The organism is Kitasatospora sp. NPDC057940 (assembly GCF_042887425.1).
GTDB lineage: Bacteria > Actinomycetota > Actinomycetes > Streptomycetales > Streptomycetaceae > Kitasatospora.
Map to the genome: position 1 here is coordinate 98,940 of NZ_JBHVPH010000009.1, position 19,552 is coordinate 118,491.

General features: G+C 71.4%; 20 protein-coding genes and 1 tRNA gene. 14 read left to right on the forward strand and 7 right to left on the reverse strand.

Annotated features, from left to right (window positions below; translation table 11 throughout):
- Nucleotides 1-63: 63 nt before the first annotated feature.
- From clpS to ACFVTF_RS16895, 7 genes are all read left to right on the forward strand, one after another.
- A complete protein-coding gene (clpS, locus tag ACFVTF_RS16865; protein WP_063351371.1) occupies nt 64-357 on the forward strand; it encodes an ATP-dependent Clp protease adapter ClpS in 294 nt (97 codons plus the stop codon).
- Nucleotides 358-454: 97 nt separating this feature from the next.
- Nucleotides 455-1,027, forward strand: a complete 573-nt coding sequence (locus ACFVTF_RS16870; protein WP_371518689.1) for a DUF2017 domain-containing protein — start codon at nt 455-457, stop codon at nt 1,025-1,027.
- 187 nt (nt 1,028-1,214) lie between these two features.
- Entirely contained in the window at nt 1,215-2,657 is a 1,443-nt protein-coding gene (locus tag ACFVTF_RS16875) for an amino acid permease (RefSeq protein ID WP_371518691.1), read from the forward strand.
- 100 nt (nt 2,658-2,757) lie between these two features.
- Complete coding sequence (locus ACFVTF_RS16880) at nt 2,758-3,189, forward strand: Mov34/MPN/PAD-1 family protein (protein ID WP_371518693.1); 432 nt, start codon at nt 2,758-2,760, stop codon at nt 3,187-3,189.
- Nucleotides 3,190-3,328: 139 nt separating this feature from the next.
- Entirely contained in the window at nt 3,329-3,448 is a 120-nt protein-coding gene (locus tag ACFVTF_RS16885; protein ID WP_347878546.1) for a putative leader peptide, read from the forward strand.
- A gap of 115 nt (nt 3,449-3,563) precedes the next feature.
- Nucleotides 3,564-3,842: a MoaD/ThiS family protein gene (locus ACFVTF_RS16890; RefSeq protein ID WP_196952340.1), complete on the forward strand. Its 279-nt coding sequence runs from the start codon at nt 3,564-3,566 to the stop codon at nt 3,840-3,842.
- Between the two features lie 81 nt (nt 3,843-3,923).
- The gene (locus ACFVTF_RS16895; RefSeq protein ID WP_387814223.1) at nt 3,924-4,892 is read left to right on the forward strand and encodes a PLP-dependent cysteine synthase family protein; all 969 of its coding nucleotides are present in this window, start codon (nt 3,924-3,926) and stop codon (nt 4,890-4,892) included.
- 43 nt (nt 4,893-4,935) lie between these two features.
- Here the strand turns inward: ACFVTF_RS16895 and ACFVTF_RS16900 are convergent, their stop codons facing one another.
- Nucleotides 4,936-5,406 carry a type II toxin-antitoxin system PemK/MazF family toxin gene (locus ACFVTF_RS16900; protein WP_363583757.1) on the reverse strand — a complete coding sequence of 157 codons (471 nt, stop codon included), beginning with the start codon at nt 5,404-5,406 and terminating at the stop codon, nt 4,936-4,938.
- Between the two features lie 186 nt (nt 5,407-5,592).
- On the opposite strand from ACFVTF_RS16900, the gene ACFVTF_RS16905 reads away from it, so the two are divergent.
- The gene (locus ACFVTF_RS16905; protein ID WP_387814225.1) at nt 5,593-5,784 is read left to right on the forward strand and encodes a MarR family transcriptional regulator; all 192 of its coding nucleotides are present in this window, start codon (nt 5,593-5,595) and stop codon (nt 5,782-5,784) included.
- A gap of 199 nt (nt 5,785-5,983) precedes the next feature.
- A complete protein-coding gene (locus ACFVTF_RS16910) occupies nt 5,984-6,730 on the forward strand; it encodes an MBL fold metallo-hydrolase (protein ID WP_350881195.1) in 747 nt (248 codons plus the stop codon).
- 18 nt (nt 6,731-6,748) lie between these two features.
- On the opposite strand, the gene ACFVTF_RS16915 is transcribed toward ACFVTF_RS16910, so the two are convergent.
- From ACFVTF_RS16915 to ACFVTF_RS16930, 4 genes are all read right to left on the reverse strand, one after another.
- A complete protein-coding gene (locus tag ACFVTF_RS16915) occupies nt 6,749-8,035 on the reverse strand; it encodes an LLM class flavin-dependent oxidoreductase (protein WP_371518697.1) in 1,287 nt (428 codons plus the stop codon).
- Complete coding sequence (locus ACFVTF_RS16920; protein WP_387814228.1) at nt 8,032-9,096, reverse strand: LLM class flavin-dependent oxidoreductase; 1,065 nt, start codon at nt 9,094-9,096, stop codon at nt 8,032-8,034. The genes ACFVTF_RS16915 and ACFVTF_RS16920 overlap by 4 nt, the downstream gene beginning before the upstream one ends.
- 420 nt (nt 9,097-9,516) lie before the next feature.
- Nucleotides 9,517-10,788, reverse strand: a complete 1,272-nt coding sequence (locus tag ACFVTF_RS16925; protein WP_371518701.1) for a PTS transporter subunit EIIC — start codon at nt 10,786-10,788, stop codon at nt 9,517-9,519.
- Nucleotides 10,789-11,605: 817 nt separating this feature from the next.
- A complete protein-coding gene (locus tag ACFVTF_RS16930) occupies nt 11,606-12,907 on the reverse strand; it encodes a PTS transporter subunit EIIC (RefSeq protein WP_387814230.1) in 1,302 nt (433 codons plus the stop codon).
- Nucleotides 12,908-13,306: 399 nt separating this feature from the next.
- Here ACFVTF_RS16930 and ACFVTF_RS16935 point away from each other — a divergent pair, with 399 nt between their 5' ends.
- From ACFVTF_RS16935 to rdgB, 4 genes are all read left to right on the forward strand, one after another.
- Entirely contained in the window at nt 13,307-13,540 is a 234-nt protein-coding gene (locus ACFVTF_RS16935; protein WP_063349220.1) for a glucose PTS transporter subunit EIIB, read from the forward strand.
- A 171-nt stretch (nt 13,541-13,711) separates the two neighbouring features.
- On the forward strand, nt 13,712-14,437 hold the full coding sequence (gene rph, locus ACFVTF_RS16940; protein WP_350881205.1) for a ribonuclease PH: 726 nt from the start codon (nt 13,712-13,714) through the stop codon (nt 14,435-14,437).
- A gap of 172 nt (nt 14,438-14,609) precedes the next feature.
- A complete protein-coding gene (locus tag ACFVTF_RS16945) occupies nt 14,610-14,999 on the forward strand; it encodes a hypothetical protein (protein WP_371518706.1) in 390 nt (129 codons plus the stop codon).
- A 31-nt stretch (nt 15,000-15,030) separates the two neighbouring features.
- A complete protein-coding gene (rdgB, locus tag ACFVTF_RS16950) occupies nt 15,031-15,636 on the forward strand; it encodes an RdgB/HAM1 family non-canonical purine NTP pyrophosphatase (RefSeq protein ID WP_350881208.1) in 606 nt (201 codons plus the stop codon).
- Nucleotides 15,637-15,702: 66 nt separating this feature from the next.
- Here the strand turns inward: rdgB and ACFVTF_RS16955 are convergent.
- Nucleotides 15,703-15,777 (reverse strand) — tRNA-Leu (locus ACFVTF_RS16955).
- Nucleotides 15,778-15,842: 65 nt separating this feature from the next.
- Nucleotides 15,843-16,700 (reverse strand): HNH endonuclease, encoded by an 858-nt coding sequence (locus ACFVTF_RS16960; protein ID WP_387814233.1) that lies wholly within the window; start codon nt 16,698-16,700, stop codon nt 15,843-15,845.
- A gap of 265 nt (nt 16,701-16,965) precedes the next feature.
- Between ACFVTF_RS16960 and ACFVTF_RS16965 the strand changes: the two genes are divergently transcribed.
- Entirely contained in the window at nt 16,966-19,455 is a 2,490-nt protein-coding gene (locus ACFVTF_RS16965; RefSeq protein ID WP_387814235.1) for a chitinase C-terminal domain-containing protein, read from the forward strand.
- Nucleotides 19,456-19,552 lie beyond the last annotated feature (97 nt).

A 19,552-nucleotide genomic window follows, 5' to 3' on the forward strand; every position in this document is an offset into this window, starting at 1 on the left:
CCCCGGATGGCAGCATGGGGCTGAAGAGGCGTGGACGGACTGCGCAGCGAGGAGGACCCGGCGGTGAGTGTCGCGCCCGTGGAGATCGAGCGCCCGGAGGTCGAAGGACTACCGGTGGTGGAGCCGGACACGCCCTGGGTGACCATCGTGCACAACGACCCGGTGAACCTGATGAGCTACGTCCAGTACGTCTTCCAGGCCTACTTCGGCTACCCGAAGGACAAGGCCAGGAAGCTGATGATGGAGGTGCACACCAAGGGCCGGACGGTGGTCTCCAGCGGCTCCCGCGAGGAGATGGAGCGCGACGTCCAGGCGATGCACGGCTACGGCCTCTGGGCGACGCTGCAGCACGACTGACCGCGGCACGACCGACCGCAGCAGGACGGGCCGCGCCGCGACCGGCCGCGGAGCCGGTACCCCACCCGAGACGACGAAGACGGGCTGACCGATAGACATGGCTGGGTTGTTCGAGAGTGCCGGCGGCGGGAGCGCGGCGATCGCGCTGGACGAGGTGGAGGCCTCCATCCTGCGCTCCCTGGAGGTGGGGATCCTGCAGCTGATCGGGCCCGGCCCGGGCGGGGACGGCGGCGATCCGCTGGCCGCGCTGTTCGCCGAGGGCCCGACCGAGGCGCCGGCCAACCCGATGCTCGCCCGGCTCTTCCCGGACGCCTACGGCGACCCGGCCGGGCCGCAGGACCAGGAGAGCCGGGCCGCCTCCGGCGAGTTCCGCCGCTACACCGAGGTGGACCTGCGGACCCGCAAGCGCGAGGACGCCCTGCACGTCGTCCGGATGCTCGACCGGCTCGGCGGCGAGGGCGGGGTGGTCAAGCTGGACCCCGCCGACGGCCTGCGCTGGCTGGGTGCGCTCAACGACCTGCGGCTGACCCTGGGCGTCCAGCTGGAGGTCAGCGAGGACGACGAGGAGCTCTACGAGCTGCCGGACGAGGACGACCGCAAGCCGCTGGTGATGGCGTACGTCTGGCTGGGAGCGCTCCAGGAGACGCTCCTGGAGGCGATTGCGGACTGATCCTGCCCGCTTCCGGGCAAGCCCCGGTCGATTCGTCCAATATGTGGACGGATGGCCGGGGCATTTCTGTGTAAATCGGGCAAACCCTAGCAGGTCATGCTCAAATAACGCTCAGATGAACACCGCTATCCGAACCCTGCGTGGTACGACTTCTCCACCCCACGAGACCCACCCAGGACGGTGCACCATGGCCGAGCAGCTGTACGACGACGTGGTCGACGCGAAACCGGACGAGGAGGGCTATCACCGGGGGCTGGGAAGCCGCCAGATCCAGATGATCGCGATCGGCGGTGCCATCGGCACCGGCCTGTTCCTCGGCGCGGGCACCGCGATCTCCCGGTCCGGCCCGAGCCTGATCCTCTCCTACGCCGTCGCCGGCGTGGCGATCTTCGTGATCATGCGCGCCCTCGGCGAACTCCTCACCTACCGCCCGGTCTCCGGCAGCTTCGCCGAGTACGCACGCGAGTTCCTCGGCCCCTTCGCCGGCTACGTGACCGGCTGGACGTACTGGCTGTTCTGGGTGGTCACCGGCATGGCGGAGACCACCGCCGCCGCCGTGTACGTGAGGTTCTGGGCGCCCGACATCCCGCAGTGGGCCAGTGCGCTGACCTTCCTGGTGATCCTCTACGCGGCCAACCTGATCTCGGTGAAGCTGTTCGGCGAGATCGAGTTCTGGTTCTCGATGGTCAAGGTCACCGCCATCATCGGCATGATCCTGATCGGCATCGGGGTGCTCACCCTCGGCTTCAGCAAGGCCGGTGACACCGCGTCGATCACCCACCTGTGGCAGGACGGCGGCTTCTTCCCCAAGGGCATCGGCGCCACCGTGATGACGCTGCAGATCGTCATGTTCGCCTACCTGGGCGTCGAACTCGTCGGCGTCACCGCCGGGGAGAGCGAGAACCCCGAGAAGACCCTGCCGCGCGCCATCAACACCCTGCCCTGGCGCATCATGCTGTTCTACATCGGCGCGCTGGTGATCATCCTCTCGCTCGTGCCGTGGACCGAGTTCCAGCCCGGCGTCAGCCCGTTCGTGGCCGCCTTCGGCAAGATCGGCATCCCGGCCGCGGCCGGCATCATCAACTTCGTGGTGCTCACCGCCGCGCTCTCCTCCTGCAACTCCGGCATGTACTCCACCGGCCGGATGCTGCGCGACCTCGCCCTGCGCGGCCAGGCCCCGGGGCAGCTCACCAAGCTCAACTCCCACCGCACCCCGGCCTTCGCGATCACCCTCTCCTGCCTGCTGATGGGCGTCGGCGTGGTGCTCAACTACCTCGTCCCGGCCAAGGCGTTCGAGTACATCACCTCCGTCGCCACCGTCTGCGGCCTGTGGACCTGGGCGATGATCCTGATCTGCCAGATCCGCTACCGCAAGGCCTGGCGGGCCGGCCACCTGCCGCCGCCCACCTTCAAGGCGCCCGGCGGCGCCTGGACCAGCTGGACCGCGCTCGCCTTCCTCGCCCTGGTCGTGGTGCTGATCGCGTTCGACTCGGTCAACCGGATCTCGCTGTACGTCTTCCCGGGCTGGGCCGTCCTGCTGGTGATCGGCTACCAGGTGCTCAAGCGCCGCAACCCGCGGGCCGCCCACGGCGTCGCCCACGACCACCTGCACGTGCGCGACGGCGGCTGAACCGCCGGCGCCGGGCCGCCGCGCCCAGGTGGCGGACACCCGGTGACCGCGCTCCGGACGCCCCGGCGGACACCCGCCGGGGCGTGGCTATCCTGACCGCATGCTGACCATCACCCGAGAACTCCGCGACCGGATCGTGGCCCACGCCCGCGCCGACCACCCGGACGAGGCCTGCGGCGTGGTCGCCGGACCGGCCGGCAGCGGACGGCCCGAACGGTTCATCCCGATGCTCAACGCGGCCCGCTCGCCCACCTTCTACGAGTTCGACTCGGGCGACCTGTTCAAGCTCTACCGCGAGATGGACGACCGCGACGAGGAGCCGGTGATCGTCTACCACTCGCACACCGCCACCGAGGCCTACCCCTCGCGCACCGACGTGAGCTACGCCTCCGAGCCGTTCGCCCACTACGTCCTGGTCTCCACCGCCGACGGCAACGGCGAGGACGACCCGTTCCAGTTCCGCTCGTTCCGCATCGTGGACGGCGAGATCACAGAGGAAGACGTCCAGGTCGTCGAGGCCTACCCGGCCTGACCAGCACCCACCTGGGCGCGGCCCGCCGACCGCCCGCGAGCGGTCGGCGGGCCCGTGTCGTCTCAGCCCGAGAAACAGGAACATCCGGATCCCGAGACGGGCATGGAGGAGCGGGCCGGGGAATCTATACGATGAGCCCATGCGTTCCGTCGATGTGAGCAACCAGGCCCCGGGCACCCGCCTCGTGGCGCGCCTGCACGTCGACCTGTGCCGGCTCGCCAGTGCGATCTGTCCCGGCACGCCCGCGCGTTCGCGCTGAGCCGCCCCGCCCCACCCGGGCCCACCGCCTGCCGGCGACGCCGAGCCCCGGGACCACCCTCCCCGCCGCGCCCGCCGCGGCCCACCCACCTCACGACTCGCACAGGAGCGCACCCATGGCCATCGAGGTCCGCATCCCGACCATCCTCCGCACCTACACCGACGGCGCCAAGGCCGTCGAGGGCACCGGCAGCAACCTCGGGGAACTCTTCACCGACCTCGACGCCCGCCACCCGGGCATCGCCGCCCGCCTGGTCGAGGGCGGCGAGCTGCGCCGCTTCGTCAACGTCTACCTGAACGACGAGGACGTCCGCTTCCTGGAGGGCATCTCCACCGCCCTCGCCGACGGCGACAGCGTCACCATCCTGCCCGCCGTGGCCGGCGGAGCCCGCTGACCTCCCGCCCTCACCGCCCGCCCCGCGGCGGGCGGTGAGGGCGCCCTTCCGCACCCCCACCGCCGTGGCCGGAGGCCCCCCTTGCGTTACGACAGCCCGCTCGAAGCCGTCGGCAACACCCCGCTGGTCCGCCTGCCGCGGCTGTCCGCGACCGTCCCGGGCAACACCGACGGGCAGGTGACGCTCTGGGCCAAGCTGGAGGACCGCAACCCCACCGGCTCGATCAAGGACCGCCCGGCGCTGCACATGATCGAGCGGGCCGAGGCTGACGGCCGGCTCACCCCCGGCTGCACCATCCTGGAACCCACCAGCGGCAACACCGGCATCTCGCTCGCCATGGCCGCCAAGCTCAAGGGCTACCGGATGGTCTGCGTGATGCCCGAGAACACCAGCGAGGAACGGCGCGAACTGCTCCGCATGTGGGGCGCCGAGATCATCCCCTCGCCGGCCGCCGGCGGCTCCAACACCGCCGTCCGGATCGCCAAGGAGATCGCCGCCGAGCACCCGGACTGGGTCATGCTCTACCAGTACGGCAACCCCGACAACGCGGGCGCCCACTACGCCACCACCGGCCCCGAGATCCTCGCCGACCTGCCGACCGTCACCCACTTCGTGGCCGGCCTCGGCACCACCGGCACCCTGATGGGCGTCGGCCGCTACCTGCGCGAGAAGGTCCCCGGCGTGCGGATCGTCGCCGCCGAACCCCGCTACGACGACCTGGTGTACGGGCTGCGCAACCTCGACGAGGGCTTCGTCCCCGAGCTGTACGACGCCGCGGTGCTCACCACCCGCTTCTCGGTCGGCTCCGCGGACGCCGTCCGCCGCACCCGTGAACTCCTCCAGCAGGAGGGCATCTTCGCGGGCGTCTCGACCGGCGCGATCCTGCACGCCGCGATCGGCGTCGGCCGCAAGGCCGCGGCGGCCGGGGAGCGTGCCGACATCGTGTTCGTGGTCGCCGACGGCGGCTGGAAGTACCTGTCCACCGGCATCTACACCGCGGAGACCACCGAGGCGGCCGTCGAGGCGCTGCAGGGCCAGCTCTGGGCCTGAGAGCCCCTAGCGGTGCTGGAGGGCCGGCTCCGGGACTGAGCCCCTAGCCGCGTTGCAGGGCCTGCTGCGCGCGGGACCAGACCTGCCGGTCCACCGTGCCGGCCCGGCGGCGGAAGGCCGACAGCGGCACCTCGCGCAGCTCGTCGGTCTCCAGCCAGCTGGTGCGGCCCTGCCGGTCGCCCACCGAGGCGGGCGGCAGCGGCAGCACGCCCGGGCGTTCGGCGTGGTGCTTGCTGGTGATCTTCGCGACGGTCGCGGTGCGGCCGTGCACCCGCAGCACCAGGCACGGGCGGTCCTTCGACCCCGGGCCGTCCTCGAACGGGACCTCCGCCCACCAGATCTCCTGCGGCTGCGGCCCCGGACGGCCCTTGGCCGCCGGGCGCGGGCGCGGAGCCGTCGGACCGGCCGGTCGCGGCGCCGGGCGGGTGCGCCGGACCAGCGCCCCCACGACGGCGGCCAGCAGCGCGACGCCCGCCACCGCCAGGACCACCCAGACCCCGGTCGAACTGTTCATGGCGCGAACCGTACCGGGCGCATGGCGGCCCCCACCACCGTGAGTGCCGAGACGGCCGGGCATTTGTCCGCACCACGCTCCCGGTTCGTCACGGAATGACCACGGTGCCCGTTGTGCGGTGAAGAGTCGCCAACGCCCGGACAGGCTGCCTCACGTACGCCCGCCCCGCCCCTCCGGAGGTGCCTCGTGGGGAGAAGCTCCGAGCTGTGGTCCTACGCCGAGATCGCCCGCCACATCAACGTGCAGGCCGAGAGCGTCCGCAACTACCGGCGGCACGGGCTGCTGCCCGCCCCGGACGTCCTCGACGCCGGCGGCCACCCCCGCTGGTACCCCGACACGATCAAGGCCTGGGCCCGCAACCGCCCACGCCACCGGTGACCCGACGGCACCCGAACGGACGGCACCGCCCCCGCCCCGGCGTTCTGGTGATTCCAGCCACAGCCCGGCACGGGGACGGGGGCAAAGTGCCGCTCCGCCCTTACTCTCGACACGCGAAGCAGTGCTACCGGCCGGTTCCACCGGCCCGGCCTGCCGTTTTCCAGCAGCAGCCAGGACGTGTCGGGGCGGAGGGGCTCGGATGAAACTGACCGTGGTGGGGTGCTCGGGGAGCTTCCCGTCCGCCGAATCGCCCTGCTCCAGCTACCTCGTCGAGGCCGACGGCTACCGCGTCGTGCTCGACCTCGGCAACGGCGCCCTCGGCGCCCTGCAGAAGTACGTGGACATCTACGAGGTCGACGCCGTCCTGCTCAGCCACCTGCACGCCGACCACTGCGTCGACCTGTGCGCCTACTGGGTCGCCCGCAACTACCGCGCCGAGGGCTGCCCCGACCCGATGCCCGTCTACGGCCCGGCCGGCACCGCCGAACGGCTCGCCCGCGCCTACGACATGCCGGAGAACCCGGGGATGAAGGAGGTCTTCGACTTCCACACCCTCACCCCCGGGGCCTTCGACCTCGGCCCGTTCCGGATCGAGGTCGCCCAGGTCAACCACCCCGTCGACGCCTTCGCCTTCCGCCTCGAACACGACGGCCGCGCGCTCGTCTACTCCGGCGACACCGGCGAGAGCGCCGAACTCGTCGAACTCGCCCGCGACGCCGACCTCTTCCTCTGCGAGGCCGCCTACATCGACGGCCGGGACACCTACCAGGCCGTCCACCTCAACGGCCGGGAGGCCGGCGAGCACGCCGCCGCCGCCCACGTCCGCCGGCTCGTCCTCACCCACATCCCCCCGTGGACCGACGCCGAGCACAACCGCCGCGACGCCGCCGCCGCTTACCCGGGCCCCGTCGAGGTCGCCCGGGCCGGTGCGGTGTACCGGATCTGAGGGCGTGGGCCGACCGTCTCAGCGCCGGCCGGGGAGCGGCAGGCCGAGGTGGTCGCGCAGGGTCGTCCCGCTGTAGTCGGTGCGGAACACCCCGCGCTCCTGGAGCAGCGGCACCACGCGGTCGACGAACGCGTCCAGGCCGCCCGGGGTCAGGTGGGGGACGAGGATGAAGCCGTCGGCCGCGTCGTTCTGCACGAAGAAGTCGATCCGCTCGGCGACCGTCGCGGGGGAGCCGATGAAGGACTGCCGGCCGGTCACCTCGATCACCAGCTCGCGGCTGGTGAGCTTCTTCTCGGCGGCCAGCTCCCGCCAGCGGGCGGCGACGGCCAGAGGGTCGCCGATCCGGACCCGGCCCTGGGACAGGGCGCTGTCCGGGTCGGGGTCGACGGCGGGCAGCGGACCGTCCGGGTCGTGGTCGGACAGGTCGATGCCCCAGACCTGTTCCAGGAAGGCGATCGTGGTCTGCGGCCCGACCTGGGCCCGGCGGATCTCGGCGGCGAGTTCGGCGGCCTCGGCGTCGGTGTCGCCGAGGGCGAAGGTGACGCCGGGCATGATCTTCAGCTCGTCCGGCTTGCGGCCGTACGCGGCGAGCCGGCGCTTGACGTCCGCGTGGAAGGCCTGGCCGTCGGCGAGGGTGGAGTGCCGGCTGAAGACGACGTCGGCGGTCGCGGCGGCGAACTCCCGGCCCTCGTCGGAGTCCCCGGCCTGGATGACCACCGGGTGGCCCTGCGGCGGGCGGGGCAGCGAGAGCCGGCCCTCGACCTCGAACTGCGGGCCGGTGTGCCGGACGGTCTCCGCTCCGCCGTCCCAGAACTCCCTTGCGAGCTGCACGAATTCGGCGGCCCGGGTGTAGCGGTCGGCGCGGTCGAGGTAGCCGCCGCGGCGGAAGTTCTCCCCGGTGAAGGCGTCCGAGGAGGTGACCACGTTCCAGGCCGCGCGCCCGCCGGAGAGGTGGTCCAACGAGGCGAAGCGGCGGGCCAGTTCGTACGGTTCGTTGAAGGTGGCGTTGACGGTGCCGGCCAGCCCGAGGCGGGTGGTGACGGCGGCCAGCGCGTTCAGCACGGTGATCGACTCGGGGCGGCCGACCACGTCCAGGTCGTGGATGCGGCCCTTGTTCTCGCGCAGCCGCAGGCCCTCGGCGAGGAAGAAGAAGTCGAACTTCCCGCGCTCGGCGGTCTCGGCGAGGTGGCGGAAGGAGGCGAACTCGATGTGGCTGCCGGAGTCCGGGTCGCTCCACACCGTGGTGTTGTTGACGCCGGGGAAGTGCGCGGCGAGGTGGATCTGCTTGAGCGGGCGGTCCGTCATCGGGTCACCTCGGCGAGAGCGGCAGCGGACGGGGTGGTGGACGGGGTGGCGTTGGCGGCGGTGTCGGTGGCGTAGCGGCTGGCCGGGCGGGCCAGGCCGAGGTGGTCGCGCAGGGTGCGGCCGGCCGCGTACCCGGCGCGGAACAGCCCCTGGGCGCGCAGCACCGGGACGACCCGTTCGGCGAGGGCGGCCAGGTCCCGTTCGGGTTCGGCGGGGACGAGGTGGAAGCCGTCGACGCCGGTGCCGATCGCGGCGAGGTCGGCGAGCAGGCGGTCGGCCGCGGCGTCGTCGGGCAGGGCGGCGTCGGTCCGGGCGAGGATGCGCAGGTGCTCGCCGGCGCGCAGCCGCAGTTCGGTGGCGGCGGCCAGCCGGGCGGCGTGGTCGGGGGCGTCCAGCAGCACGACGTCGGCGTACCGGATCGCCGTCGCGACCCGGGCGCGACCGCCGGGGGAGGCGTAGGGGGCGAGGTCGACGGCGGCCACCGGGACGGCGACGACCGGGCGGCCCTGCGGTGGGCGCGGGGTGATCGACGGCCCGCGGACGGAGAAGTGCGGGCCCTCGAAGTCGACGTAGTGCAGCTTGTCGCGGTCGATGAACCGCCCGGTGGCGGTGTCGCGGATCTCCGCGTCGTCCTCCCAGCTGTCCCAGAGCCGGGCGGCGACCTCGACGGCGTCGGCGGCCTCGGCCCAGAGCGCGTCCGCGGGGGCGGTCGGGCGGCGGCCGAAGGCCCTGGCCTCGGCCTCGGTGGCGGAGACGCCGACCAGCCAGCCGGCCCGGCCCCGGCTCACCCAGTCCAGGGTGTTGACCGAGATCGAGGTGTGGAACGGCTCGGTGTGGGTGGTGGTGACGGTGGGCACCAGCCCGACCCGCTCGGTCAGCGGGGCGATCCGGGCGAGGGTGGCGAGGGCGTCGGGGCGGAGTGGTTCGGGGGTGAAGGAGTCGTCGAGGGTGACGAAGTCGAGGGTGGCCCGCTCGGCGAGGCGGGCGAGGGCGGCGTAGTGCCCGGCGTCGACGTGGCCGGGGCTGTCCAGGGCGGCGGAGAGGTGCAGTTGGCGGGGCATGCTGAGGCCTGACTTTCCTCGTGCGGACGCGTGCGGGTGACGCCGGCGAACCCGCACAGGGTGCGTGCGGGTGCGTACGGCCGCGCGCGGGTGCGCGGTGGCGGCCCGGAGGCGGGCGGGGCCCGTGCGGGCGGGAGGGGAGGAACGGCGCCGGGCGGGAGGTCAGCCGGGCGGCGGGGGGAACGGTCGGCTCAGCCGCGACACGCCGCGGACCACACGCGACCGAAGTCGATGTGGCTGCGGGTCACCAGCGGGCAGGACGCGTTCACGGCTTCAGTTGACCAGTGCCTCCGCCGGTTCGTCAACCGCCGTTCCCGCCGCCCCGGCGGGACGCACGACGGCCGGGACACGCAACGACCCCGCCCCGCCGCTGGGGGAGCAGCGGCGGGGCGGGGTCGTGGAGTGCGGACGGGCGGGGCCTCAGGCCTTGGTCACGTCCTCGATCTCGTCGTCGTCCTCGCGACCGGGGGTCTTGAGGTTGAACTTGGTGATCGCGAAGCGGAAGAGGAGGTAGTACAACGCGGCGAAGACCAGGCCGATCGGGATGATCACCCAGGGCTTGGTGGCCAGGTTCCAGTTGAGCAGGTAGTCGATCAGGCCGGCCGAGAAGCCGAAGCCGTCGTGCACCCCGAGGCCCCAGGTGACGGCCATCGAGAGGCCGGTGAGCAGGGCGTGGATCAGGTACAGCACCGGCGCGATGAACATGAACGAGAACTCGATCGGCTCGGTGACACCGGTCACGAAGCTGGTCAGCGCGACGGAGATCATCATGCCGGTGACGGCCTTGCGGCGGCCGGGGCGGGCGGTGTGGGCGATCGCCAGCGCGGCGGCCGGGAGGCCGAACATCATGATCGGGAAGAAGCCGGACATGAACTGCCCGGCGGTCGGGTCACCGTGGAAGAAGCGCGGGATGTCGCCGGTCCAGGTGTGGCCGGAGGCGTCGGTGAAGCTGCCGACCTGCTGCTGGAAGAAGGTGTTGAGGAACTGGTGCATGCCGACCGGGATCAGACCGCGGTTGGCGACACCGTAGATGCCCGCACCGCCGGCGCCGAGGCCGGTCAGCCAGTCGCTGGCGTGGGTCAGGCCGGTGCCGATCGGGCCCCAGGCCAGACCCATGAGGACGCCGAGCAGGGTGCCGACGAACGCCATGATGATCGGCACGAGGCGGCGGCCGTTGAAGAAGCCGAGCCAGTCGATGAGCTTCTTGCGGTGGTACTTCTGCCAGATCGTGGCGCTCAGCAGACCGACGATGATGCCGCCGAGGACACCCGGGTCCTGCGGCTTCCCGGCGGGCAGCGCCTCGGTGACGGTGCCGTCGATCGGGAAGACGGTCAGCACGTTCTTGAAGACCAGGTAGCCGACCAGGGCAGCCAGCGCGGTCGAGCCGTCGGCCTTCTTGGCGAAGCCGATCGCGACACCGACGCAGAACAGCAGCGCCAGGTTCTTGAAGACCGCGTCACCGGCGGTGGCGAAGACCTCGGCGACCTTCCCCCAGCCGAGCCCGTCCTTGCCGAAGACATCGGGCTGGCCCAGCCGGACCAGGATGCCCGCGGCCGGGAGGACGGCGACCGGCAGCTGGAGGCTGCGGCCGATCTTCTGCAGGCCCTGGAGGAGGTCCTGGCCGAACTTCTTGGCGGGGCTGGGTGAAGCCGGAGCCGTGGCGGGCGCCGGTGCCTGCGCTGACTGACTCATTGGGGTGGGTTCCTAACGGCATGGCGGTCGGGGGAGGGGCACAGGGGGCCGAACCGCGAACTGGTCTACACCACGTGTGGTGTAGACCAGTTTTGTAGCACGGGTGGAGAAGGGGGGGAACCCCGGAAAGCGCCCCTGCCGGGAAGCGCTATGAAATCGAAACCTAGTTGCGGAACGACGATCATGATTACCCGCCGTGATTGGGATTTTGGCTATTTGCGCAACAAAAAGACCCGGCCCCGTCCGGAGGCCCCGCCGAGGCCTCGTCAGGGGTCCGTCGCGGGCCCGGCGGTGCGCGGGCGGGGCTCGGGCCGGCGGGGTTCACGGGCGGACGCGGCGGTGTCCGGGCGGCGGCGGCCCCCGGAGCTCCGACGCCCGCCGCCGAGGTCCGGGTCGGGCGCGGCGGGCGGCGGGGGAGGGTCCCGCCGGGGTGTCGGACATCACGAACGGTCGGCGGTCGGGACGAGTCCGGGCCCCACCCCGTCCGGCTTCGGCCAATCCGCGGCTTTCCGACCCCCCGCGGCGCGCGGTCGGGGCCGGCGGGGAAACGGTGGCGGCCGATTGCCGGCCACCGCCCGCGCCGGGCGGCGGCGGCCTTTCCCCACCCCCGCGGCGCCCCCGGCCGGCGGCCCGGCGGCCGGGCGGTGCGGGCCGCCCCGGCCCCGCCTGGCACGGCGGACGGCCCGCCGGGGAATCCCCGGGGCGCATATCGGAATTGTTTTACCGCACGGGCATTTGGTCCTTTCCGGAAATGCCGATGGCCTCCGGACCGTCGGGTCCGGAGGCCATTGCGGGTGCTGCCCGGTGACGCTCGGTTTCAGAGCTTGGTGACGTCCTCGACCTCGCTCTCGTCCTCCCGCCCGGGTGTTTTCAGATTGAATTTGACGATGATGAACCGGAAGAGCGCGTAGTACACGGCGGCGAAGCAGAGCCCGATCGGGATGATCAGCCACGGCTTGGTGGCCAGCCCCCAGTTGATGACGTAGTCGATCAGGCCGGCCGAGAAGCTGAAGCCGTCGTGCACCCCGAGCCCCCAGGTGACGGCCATCGAGGCGCCGGTCAGCAGCGCGTGCACGCCGTACAGGGCCGGGGCGACGTAGGCGAAGGAGTACTCCAGCGGTTCGGTGACGCCCGTCACGAAGGAGGTCAGGCCGACCGAGAGCATCAGGCCGTAGATCTCCTTGCGGCGGTGCGGTTTCGCCGAGTGCGCGATCGCCAGTGCGGCGGCGGGCAGCGCGAACATCATGATCGGGAAGAATCCGGACTGGAACTGGCCGGCCGTCGGGTCACCCGCCAGGAAGCGCGGGATGTCGCCGTGCGCGATGGTGCCGTCCGGCTTGATGAACTCGCCGAACTGGAACCAGACGAATGTGTTCAGCAGTTGGTGCATGCCGATCAGCAGCAGCGCGCGGTTGAACAGGCCGAAGATGCCGGCGCCGCCCGCGCCCAGGTCGGCCAGGGTCTGGCTGAAGTCGTTGAGTCCGCGGCCGATCGGCGGCCAGACCCAGAGCGCGACGCAGGCGGTGGCCAGGCCCACCACCGCGGTGATCATCGGCACCAGGCGGCGGCCGTTGAAGAAGCCCAGCCAGTCGACCAGCTTGGTGCGGTGGAAGCGGACCCAGAGCCAGGCCGACATCAGGCCGATCAGGATGCCGCCCAGGACGCCCGGGTTCTGGTACGTCGCGGCCGCCGCCTTGGCGGAGCTGTAGTCCACGCACTGGCCGGTCCAGGCGTCGGTGACCAGGACCGTCCCGTTCTTGCAGTCCTCCGGGAACGCGTGCAGGACCTTGTAGTAGACGAGGAAGCCCACCACGGCGGCCAGCGCGGTGGAACCGTCCGCCTTCTTCGCCATGCCGATCGCCACACCGACGCAGAACAGCATCGGCAGGCCGAACGAGGAGTCCAGCAGGGCGCCGCCGGCCGCGGCGAAGACCTTGGCGACGTCGGTCCAGCCGAGGCCGTCCTTGCCGAAGACGTCGGGCTGGCCGAGCCGGTTGAGGATGCCGGCCGCGGGGAGCACCGCCACCGGGAGCTGGAGGGAGCGGCCCATCTTCTGGAGGCCGCCGTAGAAGGCGTGCCACCACACGCGCTGCGGGGCCGTGGCGCCTGCCGAACTCATCCTTCGCCCTCCGGGAGCAGTTGCCGGCCGGTGGCCCCGGCGGGACCCTCGGGCGGAGCTCCGGAACACCCGGGGTCCTTTCTGCGTTCATCGGAGTACACATATATTGGTGTAGACCACTTTGGGACGCAGGCCGCACTCCGGGCACGAGCCCGCTGCTCGTCATCCTCCGGTGACGGTCGGGACCATGCGCGCCGGAATGGGCCAAAAGTGGACTAACGTGGCAGATCGGACCGGAGCAGGTGATGCTGGTCGCGCTGCCCGGCGGCGCGACCGCGGCTGAACCCGCGTCAGCACCGGTACCGACCACGCCGGCCACCGGGTCGGCGGACACCCCAGCACAGCGCAGGACGGCACCCGGCAGAGCGGCCGGCGGGCCGAGACAGAGGGAGAAATCAGATGGCCAGCAAGGCTGAGAAGATCGTCGCCGGTCTGGGCGGCATCGACAACATCGAAGAGGTCGAGGGCTGCATCACCCGCCTTCGCACCGAGGTCAAGGACGCCTCCCTGGTCAACGAGGCCGCCCTCAAGGCCGCCGGCGCCCACGGCGTCGTCAAGATGGGCACCGCCATCCAGGTCGTCATCGGCACCGACGCCGACCCGATCGCCGCTGACATCGAGGACATGATGTGAGCTGAGCCACCTGGCTCACCCCACCCCCGGCCCGCCGCCCCACCCGGGAACGGCGGGCCGAGGCGCACCCGGGGACGACACCGAGCCGCACCCGGGGACGACGCCCGGCGGCACCCCGGCGGGCCGAGGCGCACCCGGAACACTCACTCCGAGCGACTACGCTCAGTGCCTATGTCACGCATCGACGGCCGCACCCCCGACCAGCTCCGCCCCATCACCATCGAACGGGGCTGGAGCAAGCACGCCGAAGGATCCGTCCTCATCTCCTACGGCGACACCAAGGTGCTGTGCACCGCCAGCGTCACCGAGGGCGTCCCCCGCTGGCGCAAGGGCAGCGGCGAAGGCTGGGTCACCGCCGAGTACTCCATGCTCCCGCGCGCCACCAACACCCGCGGCGACCGCGAGGCCGTCAAGGGCCGCATCGGCGGCCGGACCCACGAGATCAGCCGGCTCATCGGCCGCTCGCTGCGCGCCGTCGTCGACCACCGCGCCCTCGCCGAGAACACCATCGTCCTCGACTGCGACGTCCTCCAGGCCGACGGCGGCACCCGCACCGCCGCCATCACCGGCGCCTACGTCGCCCTCGCCGACGCCGTCGCCTGGGCCCGCGACCGCAAGCTCCTGCGCGCCAAGGGCCAGCCCATCACCGGCGGCGTCAGCGCCGTCAGCGTCGGCATCATCGACGGCGTCCCGATGCTCGACCTCCAGTACGAGGAGGACGTCCGCGCCGAGACCGACATGAACATCGTCTGCACCTCCGACGGCCGCTTCGTCGAGGTCCAGGGCACCGCCGAGGGCGCCCCCTTCGACCGCGCCCTGCTCGACCGCCTGCTCGACCTCGGCACCCTGGGCTGCGCCGAGCTCGACGAGATCCAGCGCAAGGCCCTGGAGGCCTGAACCGGTTCGGCCCGCGGCGCCGTGGACCCGGATGTACCCGCAGCCGTACGGGCCGCTGTACACGCCGGGCCCGAAGCCCGTACGGTTCCCGCAGCACCCCTGCTGCGGGAACCGCGCACCCCCCGGCGCGCGTCCCGTCCCACGGAACCCGCGCGCCCCACAGGAGGACCGGATGCCGTCCAGCATCGCCCGCCCCGCCGCCCTCGCCGTGGCCGGCCTGATCGCCATCCTCCCGCTCAGCATGGTCAGTTGCTCCGCAGCCCAGAAGGCGATCGACTGCGGCAACACGGCGGTCAGGATCACCGGCGACCTCGCCGACGTCACCAGTGCCTACGGCAACGCGAGCAACGACTCGGCGGCCGCCGGGAAGGCGCTGGACAAGCTCAGGACCGACCTCAACCAGGTCGGCAAGAACTCCAGGAACACCGACGTCGCCAAGGCCGTCGCCGACCTGCAGAAGCAGGCCGACAAGGTCCAGCAGGCCGTCGACAAGAAGGAGGTCCCCGACCTCAAGCCGCTCGGCGACGCGGCCGGCAACCTCACCTCGGTCTGCACCGGCTGACGTCGGGACGGCTGCCGATAGGGTGGGCGATATGTCCACCCGATTGATCCTCGCCACCCGTAACCAGCACAAGGTCGCCGAACTCCGCGCCATCCTCGGCGAGGCCGGCCTGGACGTCGAACTCGTCGGCGCCGACGCCTACCCCGAGATCCCGGACGTCCCGGAGACCGGCGTCACCTTCGCCGAGAACGCGCTCCTCAAGGCCCACGCTCTCGCCCGCGCCACCGGCCTGCCCGCCGTCGCCGACGACTCCGGCCTCTGCGTCGACGTCCTGAACGGCGCCCCCGGCATCTTCTCCGCCCGCTGGGCCGGCAAGCACGGCGACGACCGCGCCAACCTCGACCTGCTGCTCGCCCAGCTCTCCGACATCTCCGACCCGCACCGCGGCGCCCACTTCTTCTGCGCCGCCGCCCTCGCCCTCCCCGACGGCACCGAGCGCGTCGTCGAGGGCCGCCTCCTCGGCACCCTGCGCACCGCCCCCTCCGGCGACGGCGGCTTCGGCTACGACCCGATCCTCCAGCCCCTCGGCGAGACCCGCACCTGCGCCGAACTCACCCCCGCCGAGAAGAACGCCATCAGCCACCGAGGCCTCGCTTTCCGCGGCCTCGCCCCGGTCGTCAAGGACCTCCTGGGCTGACGGCTCGCAGGAACGGCGATGGCCCTCTGCCCTTCGAATCGAAGGACAGGGGGCCATTTCGCTCGGTACGCCCGGTGGGACTCGAACCCACGACACTGCGGACCTAAACCGCATCTCTCTAGCCAGCTGGAGTACGGGCGCACGTCATGGCAAGCGTACCGGGTGGCGGCTTCCGATGCGGCCACCTTTCCCTGCCGCCCGCCGCGTCAGGCGGCATCCCTCTCCGCGTCGTCGCGATTCCTGTTTCGGCCGCAGTAGGTCGGCGTGATGGAGTGGCAGTTGGGGCAGAGCAGGCGGAGGTTGTCGCGTCGGTTGTCGAGCCAGTCACCGTTGACGTGGTCGACCTCCAGGGTCATCGGCTGCCCGAGCCAGGTCGGAGGCGTGCCGCACAGCTCGCACACGTCCGGGTACCCGATGTGTACGAGCATGGTGCGGAGCCGGTCGCCCGGAACGCGGTGGCTTCCTGGCGGGCGTCGTACCAGTAGCTCCTCGGCCGTGCGCCGGGGCCCGGTCTTCCGGCCCTTGTTGTGTGCCCGCCCGGTGAAGTGGCCGGTGTCGAGCTGGTGGAGGTCGATGGCCTCCCGTACCAGCGTGCGCGAGTTGCCGCAGTCGGTCATCCCGACGGCAAGGATCACGCCGCGGATGCTTCGATGCGTGGCCACGGCCTGCGCCAGCACCTCCTTGGGAATGGCTGCGGCCCTGTTGCGGCCGTCGCCCCTGAACGTGAAGTGCGCGGTGTCGATGTCGAACTCGACCAGGCGCTTCTTCAGGTACGAGTAGAGGCTGTCGTACGGCGTGACGCCCAGGTAGGCCATCATGCCGTTGATGCTGTCGCTGTGCGCCGCCGCCTCGGCCACCACGTCCCGCGGGTACCTACGCCGCCCGTAGTCGGGCCTGCTGTGGTTGAAGTGCGAGGTGTCGATGCCGTAGTGCCGGAGCCGGCGGCTCAGGTAGCTGTGCGTGCCGCCCGCCATCGGCACGCCGAGCTTTCGCATCATGTCGTTGACGCTGCTGGACTCGGCCGCGAGTGAGGCGAGCAGTTCGCGGGTGTACTTGACCGGCATGGTTGTTCCCCTTCGGGCAGTGGTTCGCCCGTCCCCCGGTGTGCGAACGATCGATGGGGGATTTGGTTACGGGTGACGGGGTTTCGGCCAGGGGGTGACTTGTTGTCGTCGGTGGGGTGACCGGCGGGGTTGGGGGTTTGATTACCAATTGGTACAGACCTATTGACCTATGTGGTTCAGACCACATAGCTTCGGCGCCAATTGCAATCCCCCACGTGCGTGCTCCCCCACAGGCACGCGCCGACACTCTCTCCCGGAGGACCGAGTGTTGATTCGAAACACGGCGGAGCGGCGTCCCACCGCCGCACTCCGCCGCAAGAGCCCGGCTGCCCGGGCTGGTGCGGTCTCGCTGGCGGCGGCCGGTCTGGCCGGTCTGCTGCTGTCGACGCTGGGTGCGGTGCCCTCGCAGGCGTCCGCGACCGTCGACAACGGGGCCTGTCGCCCCGACGGCCTGTACCAGACGGCCGGGGTGGACGTCCCGTACTGCTCGGTCTACGACACCGGCGGCCGCGAGAAGATGGGCGCGGACCACCAGCGCCGCATCATCGGCTACTTCACCGGTTGGCGCACCGGCAAGAACGGCGACCAGCCCTACCTGGTGAACGACATCCCCTGGGACAAGGTCACCCACCTCAACTACGCGTTCGGCCACGTCGGCGGTGACAACAAGCTCTCCGTCGGCACCGACGGCCCGACCAACGAGGCCACCGGGATCTCCTTCCCGGGCGTGCCCGGCGCCGAGTTGGACCCGACGCTGCCCTACAAGGGCCACTTCAACCTGCTGACGAAGTTCAAGAAGCAGTACCCGAACGTCAAGACCCTGATCTCGGTGGGCGGTTGGACCGAGACCGGCGGCTACTTCGGGGACGACGGCAAGCGCGTCAACTCCGGCGGCTTCTACTCGATGACGGTCAACCCGGACGGCAGCGTCAACCAGGCCGGCATCGACACCTTCGCCGCCTCGTCCGTCGACTTCATCCGCAAGTACGGTTTCAACGGCGTCGACGTCGACTACGAGTACCCGACCTCGATGAAGGACGCCGGCAACCCGCTGGACTGGCAGCTCGCCAACTCCAAGCGCGGCTCGCTGGCGAAGGGCTACGCGGCGCTGATGAAGACGCTGCGCGAGAACCTGGACCGGGCCGGCGCCGCCGACGGCAGGCACTACCTGCTGTCGGTCGCGGCCCCGTCGTCCGGCTACCTGCTGCGCGGCATGGAGACCTTCCAGGTGGCGCAGTACCTGGACTACGTCAACATCATGTCGTACGACCTGCACGGCGCCTGGAACAAGTACGTCGGCCCGAACGCCTCGCTGTTCGACGACGGCAAGGACGGCGAGCTGGCGGCGGCCAACGTGTACGGCACCGGCCAGTACGGCGGCATCGGCTACCTGAACGCCGACTGGTCGTACCACTACTTCCGCGGTGCGATGCCGGGCGGCCGGATCAACGTCGGCCTGCCGTACTACACCCGGGGCTTCAAGAACGTCACGGGCGGCACCAACGGCCTGTGGGGCACCGCGGCGGCGACCACCTGCCCGGTCGGCTCCGGCCTGACCTCCTGCGGTGACGGCGCGGTCGGCATCGACAACATCTGGAACGACAAGGACGACGCGGGCAAGGAGTCCCCGGCCGGGTCGAACCCGATGTGGCACGCGAAGAACCTGGAGAAGGGCATCCTGCCCGACTACCTGGCCAAGTACGGCGTGAAGGACACCGCACTGCAGGGCACCTACGCCCGCAACTACAGCAGCAGCCTGGTGGCGCCGTGGCTGTGGAACGACGCCAAGAAGGTGTTCCTCTCCACCGAGGACGAGCAGTCGGTGGGTGCCAAGGCGGACTACATCGTCAACCAGGGCGCCGGCGGCGCGATGATCTGGGAGCTCGCGGGCGACTACAAGTGGGACGCGAGCGCCAACGGCGGCAAGGGCGAGTACGTGCCGGGGTCGACGCTGACCTCGCTGATGTACGACAAGTTCAAGGCGGCCACGCCGTACGGCGCGACCCGTTCGACGGTCCCGCTGCCGCAGCAGACCCTGCCGATCGACGTGTCGTTCACCAACTTCGCGCTGGGTGACTCGAACTACCCGATCAACCCGAAGATCCACATCGTCAACAACTCGACGACGACCCTGCCGGGCGGCACCGAGTTCCAGTTCGACTACAGCAACTCGGCTCCGGGCAACGCCAAGGACCAGTCCGGCTTCGGCCTCCAGGTCATCCGGCAGGACAACCCCGGCCAGGGCAACGTGGGCGGCCTGAAGGGCACCTACAACCGGGTGTCGGTCAAGCTGCCGGGCTGGCAGTCGCTGGCGCCGGGCGCCTCGGTGGACCTGGACTTCGTCTACTACCTGCCGGTCTCGACCCCGTCGAACTGGACGGTCAACGTGAACGGCACGCTGTACGGGCTCAAGGGCGACCTGACCCGGGGCACGGTGGACGGCGGCACGCCGACCCCGACCCCGACCCCGACGCCTACCGCGACCGCCACCGCTTCGCCGACCGCGACCGCCTCCCCGACGGCGACGGCCTCGCCGACCGCCACGGCCTCGCCGACCGCGACGGCCACCACGACCGCCACCCCGACGACGGGGGCCTGCACGGCCGCCCCGAGCTGGGACGCGGGCACCACCTACGCGGCCACCACCAAGGTGTCGTGGAAGGGCCACTACTACCAGAACAAGTGGTGGACCAAGGGCGACGACCCCGCGGCCAGCGGCTCGTGGGGCGTCTGGAGCGACCTCGGGGCCTGCTGACGGCGCCCTGAGGTGAGAGACGCGGTGGCGGTGCACCCGGTCGGGGGGTGTGCCGCCACCGCTTCGTTCAGCGGGGCGCCGGGCGAGCGGGGCGCCG

What these genes read in the sequence shown, in the direction of transcription:
- ACFVTF_RS16870 (WP_371518689.1), top strand. Translation starts at nt 455, where the DNA reads ATGGCTGGGTTGTTCGAGAGTGCCGGCGGCGGGAGCGCGGCGATCGCG.
- ACFVTF_RS16875 (WP_371518691.1), top strand. Translation starts at nt 1,215, where the DNA reads ATGGCCGAGCAGCTGTACGACGACGTGGTCGACGCGAAACCGGACGAG.
- ACFVTF_RS16880 (WP_371518693.1), top strand. Translation starts at nt 2,758, where the DNA reads ATGCTGACCATCACCCGAGAACTCCGCGACCGGATCGTGGCCCACGCC.
- ACFVTF_RS16885 (WP_347878546.1), top strand. Translation starts at nt 3,329, where the DNA reads ATGCGTTCCGTCGATGTGAGCAACCAGGCCCCGGGCACCCGCCTCGTG.
- ACFVTF_RS16890 (WP_196952340.1), top strand. Translation starts at nt 3,564, where the DNA reads ATGGCCATCGAGGTCCGCATCCCGACCATCCTCCGCACCTACACCGAC.
- ACFVTF_RS16900 (WP_363583757.1), bottom strand. Translation starts at nt 5,406, where the DNA reads ATGAACAGTTCGACCGGGGTCTGGGTGGTCCTGGCGGTGGCGGGCGTC.
- ACFVTF_RS16910 (WP_350881195.1), top strand. Translation starts at nt 5,984, where the DNA reads ATGAAACTGACCGTGGTGGGGTGCTCGGGGAGCTTCCCGTCCGCCGAA.
- ACFVTF_RS16915 (WP_371518697.1), bottom strand. Translation starts at nt 8,035, where the DNA reads ATGACGGACCGCCCGCTCAAGCAGATCCACCTCGCCGCGCACTTCCCC.
- ACFVTF_RS16920 (WP_387814228.1), bottom strand. Translation starts at nt 9,096, where the DNA reads ATGCCCCGCCAACTGCACCTCTCCGCCGCCCTGGACAGCCCCGGCCAC.
- ACFVTF_RS16925 (WP_371518701.1), bottom strand. Translation starts at nt 10,788, where the DNA reads ATGAGTCAGTCAGCGCAGGCACCGGCGCCCGCCACGGCTCCGGCTTCA.
- ACFVTF_RS16930 (WP_387814230.1), bottom strand. Translation starts at nt 12,907, where the DNA reads ATGAGTTCGGCAGGCGCCACGGCCCCGCAGCGCGTGTGGTGGCACGCC.
- ACFVTF_RS16935 (WP_063349220.1), top strand. Translation starts at nt 13,307, where the DNA reads ATGGCCAGCAAGGCTGAGAAGATCGTCGCCGGTCTGGGCGGCATCGAC.
- rph (WP_350881205.1), top strand. Translation starts at nt 13,712, where the DNA reads ATGTCACGCATCGACGGCCGCACCCCCGACCAGCTCCGCCCCATCACC.
- ACFVTF_RS16945 (WP_371518706.1), top strand. Translation starts at nt 14,610, where the DNA reads ATGCCGTCCAGCATCGCCCGCCCCGCCGCCCTCGCCGTGGCCGGCCTG.
- rdgB (WP_350881208.1), top strand. Translation starts at nt 15,031, where the DNA reads ATGTCCACCCGATTGATCCTCGCCACCCGTAACCAGCACAAGGTCGCC.
- ACFVTF_RS16960 (WP_387814233.1), bottom strand. Translation starts at nt 16,700, where the DNA reads ATGCCGGTCAAGTACACCCGCGAACTGCTCGCCTCACTCGCGGCCGAG.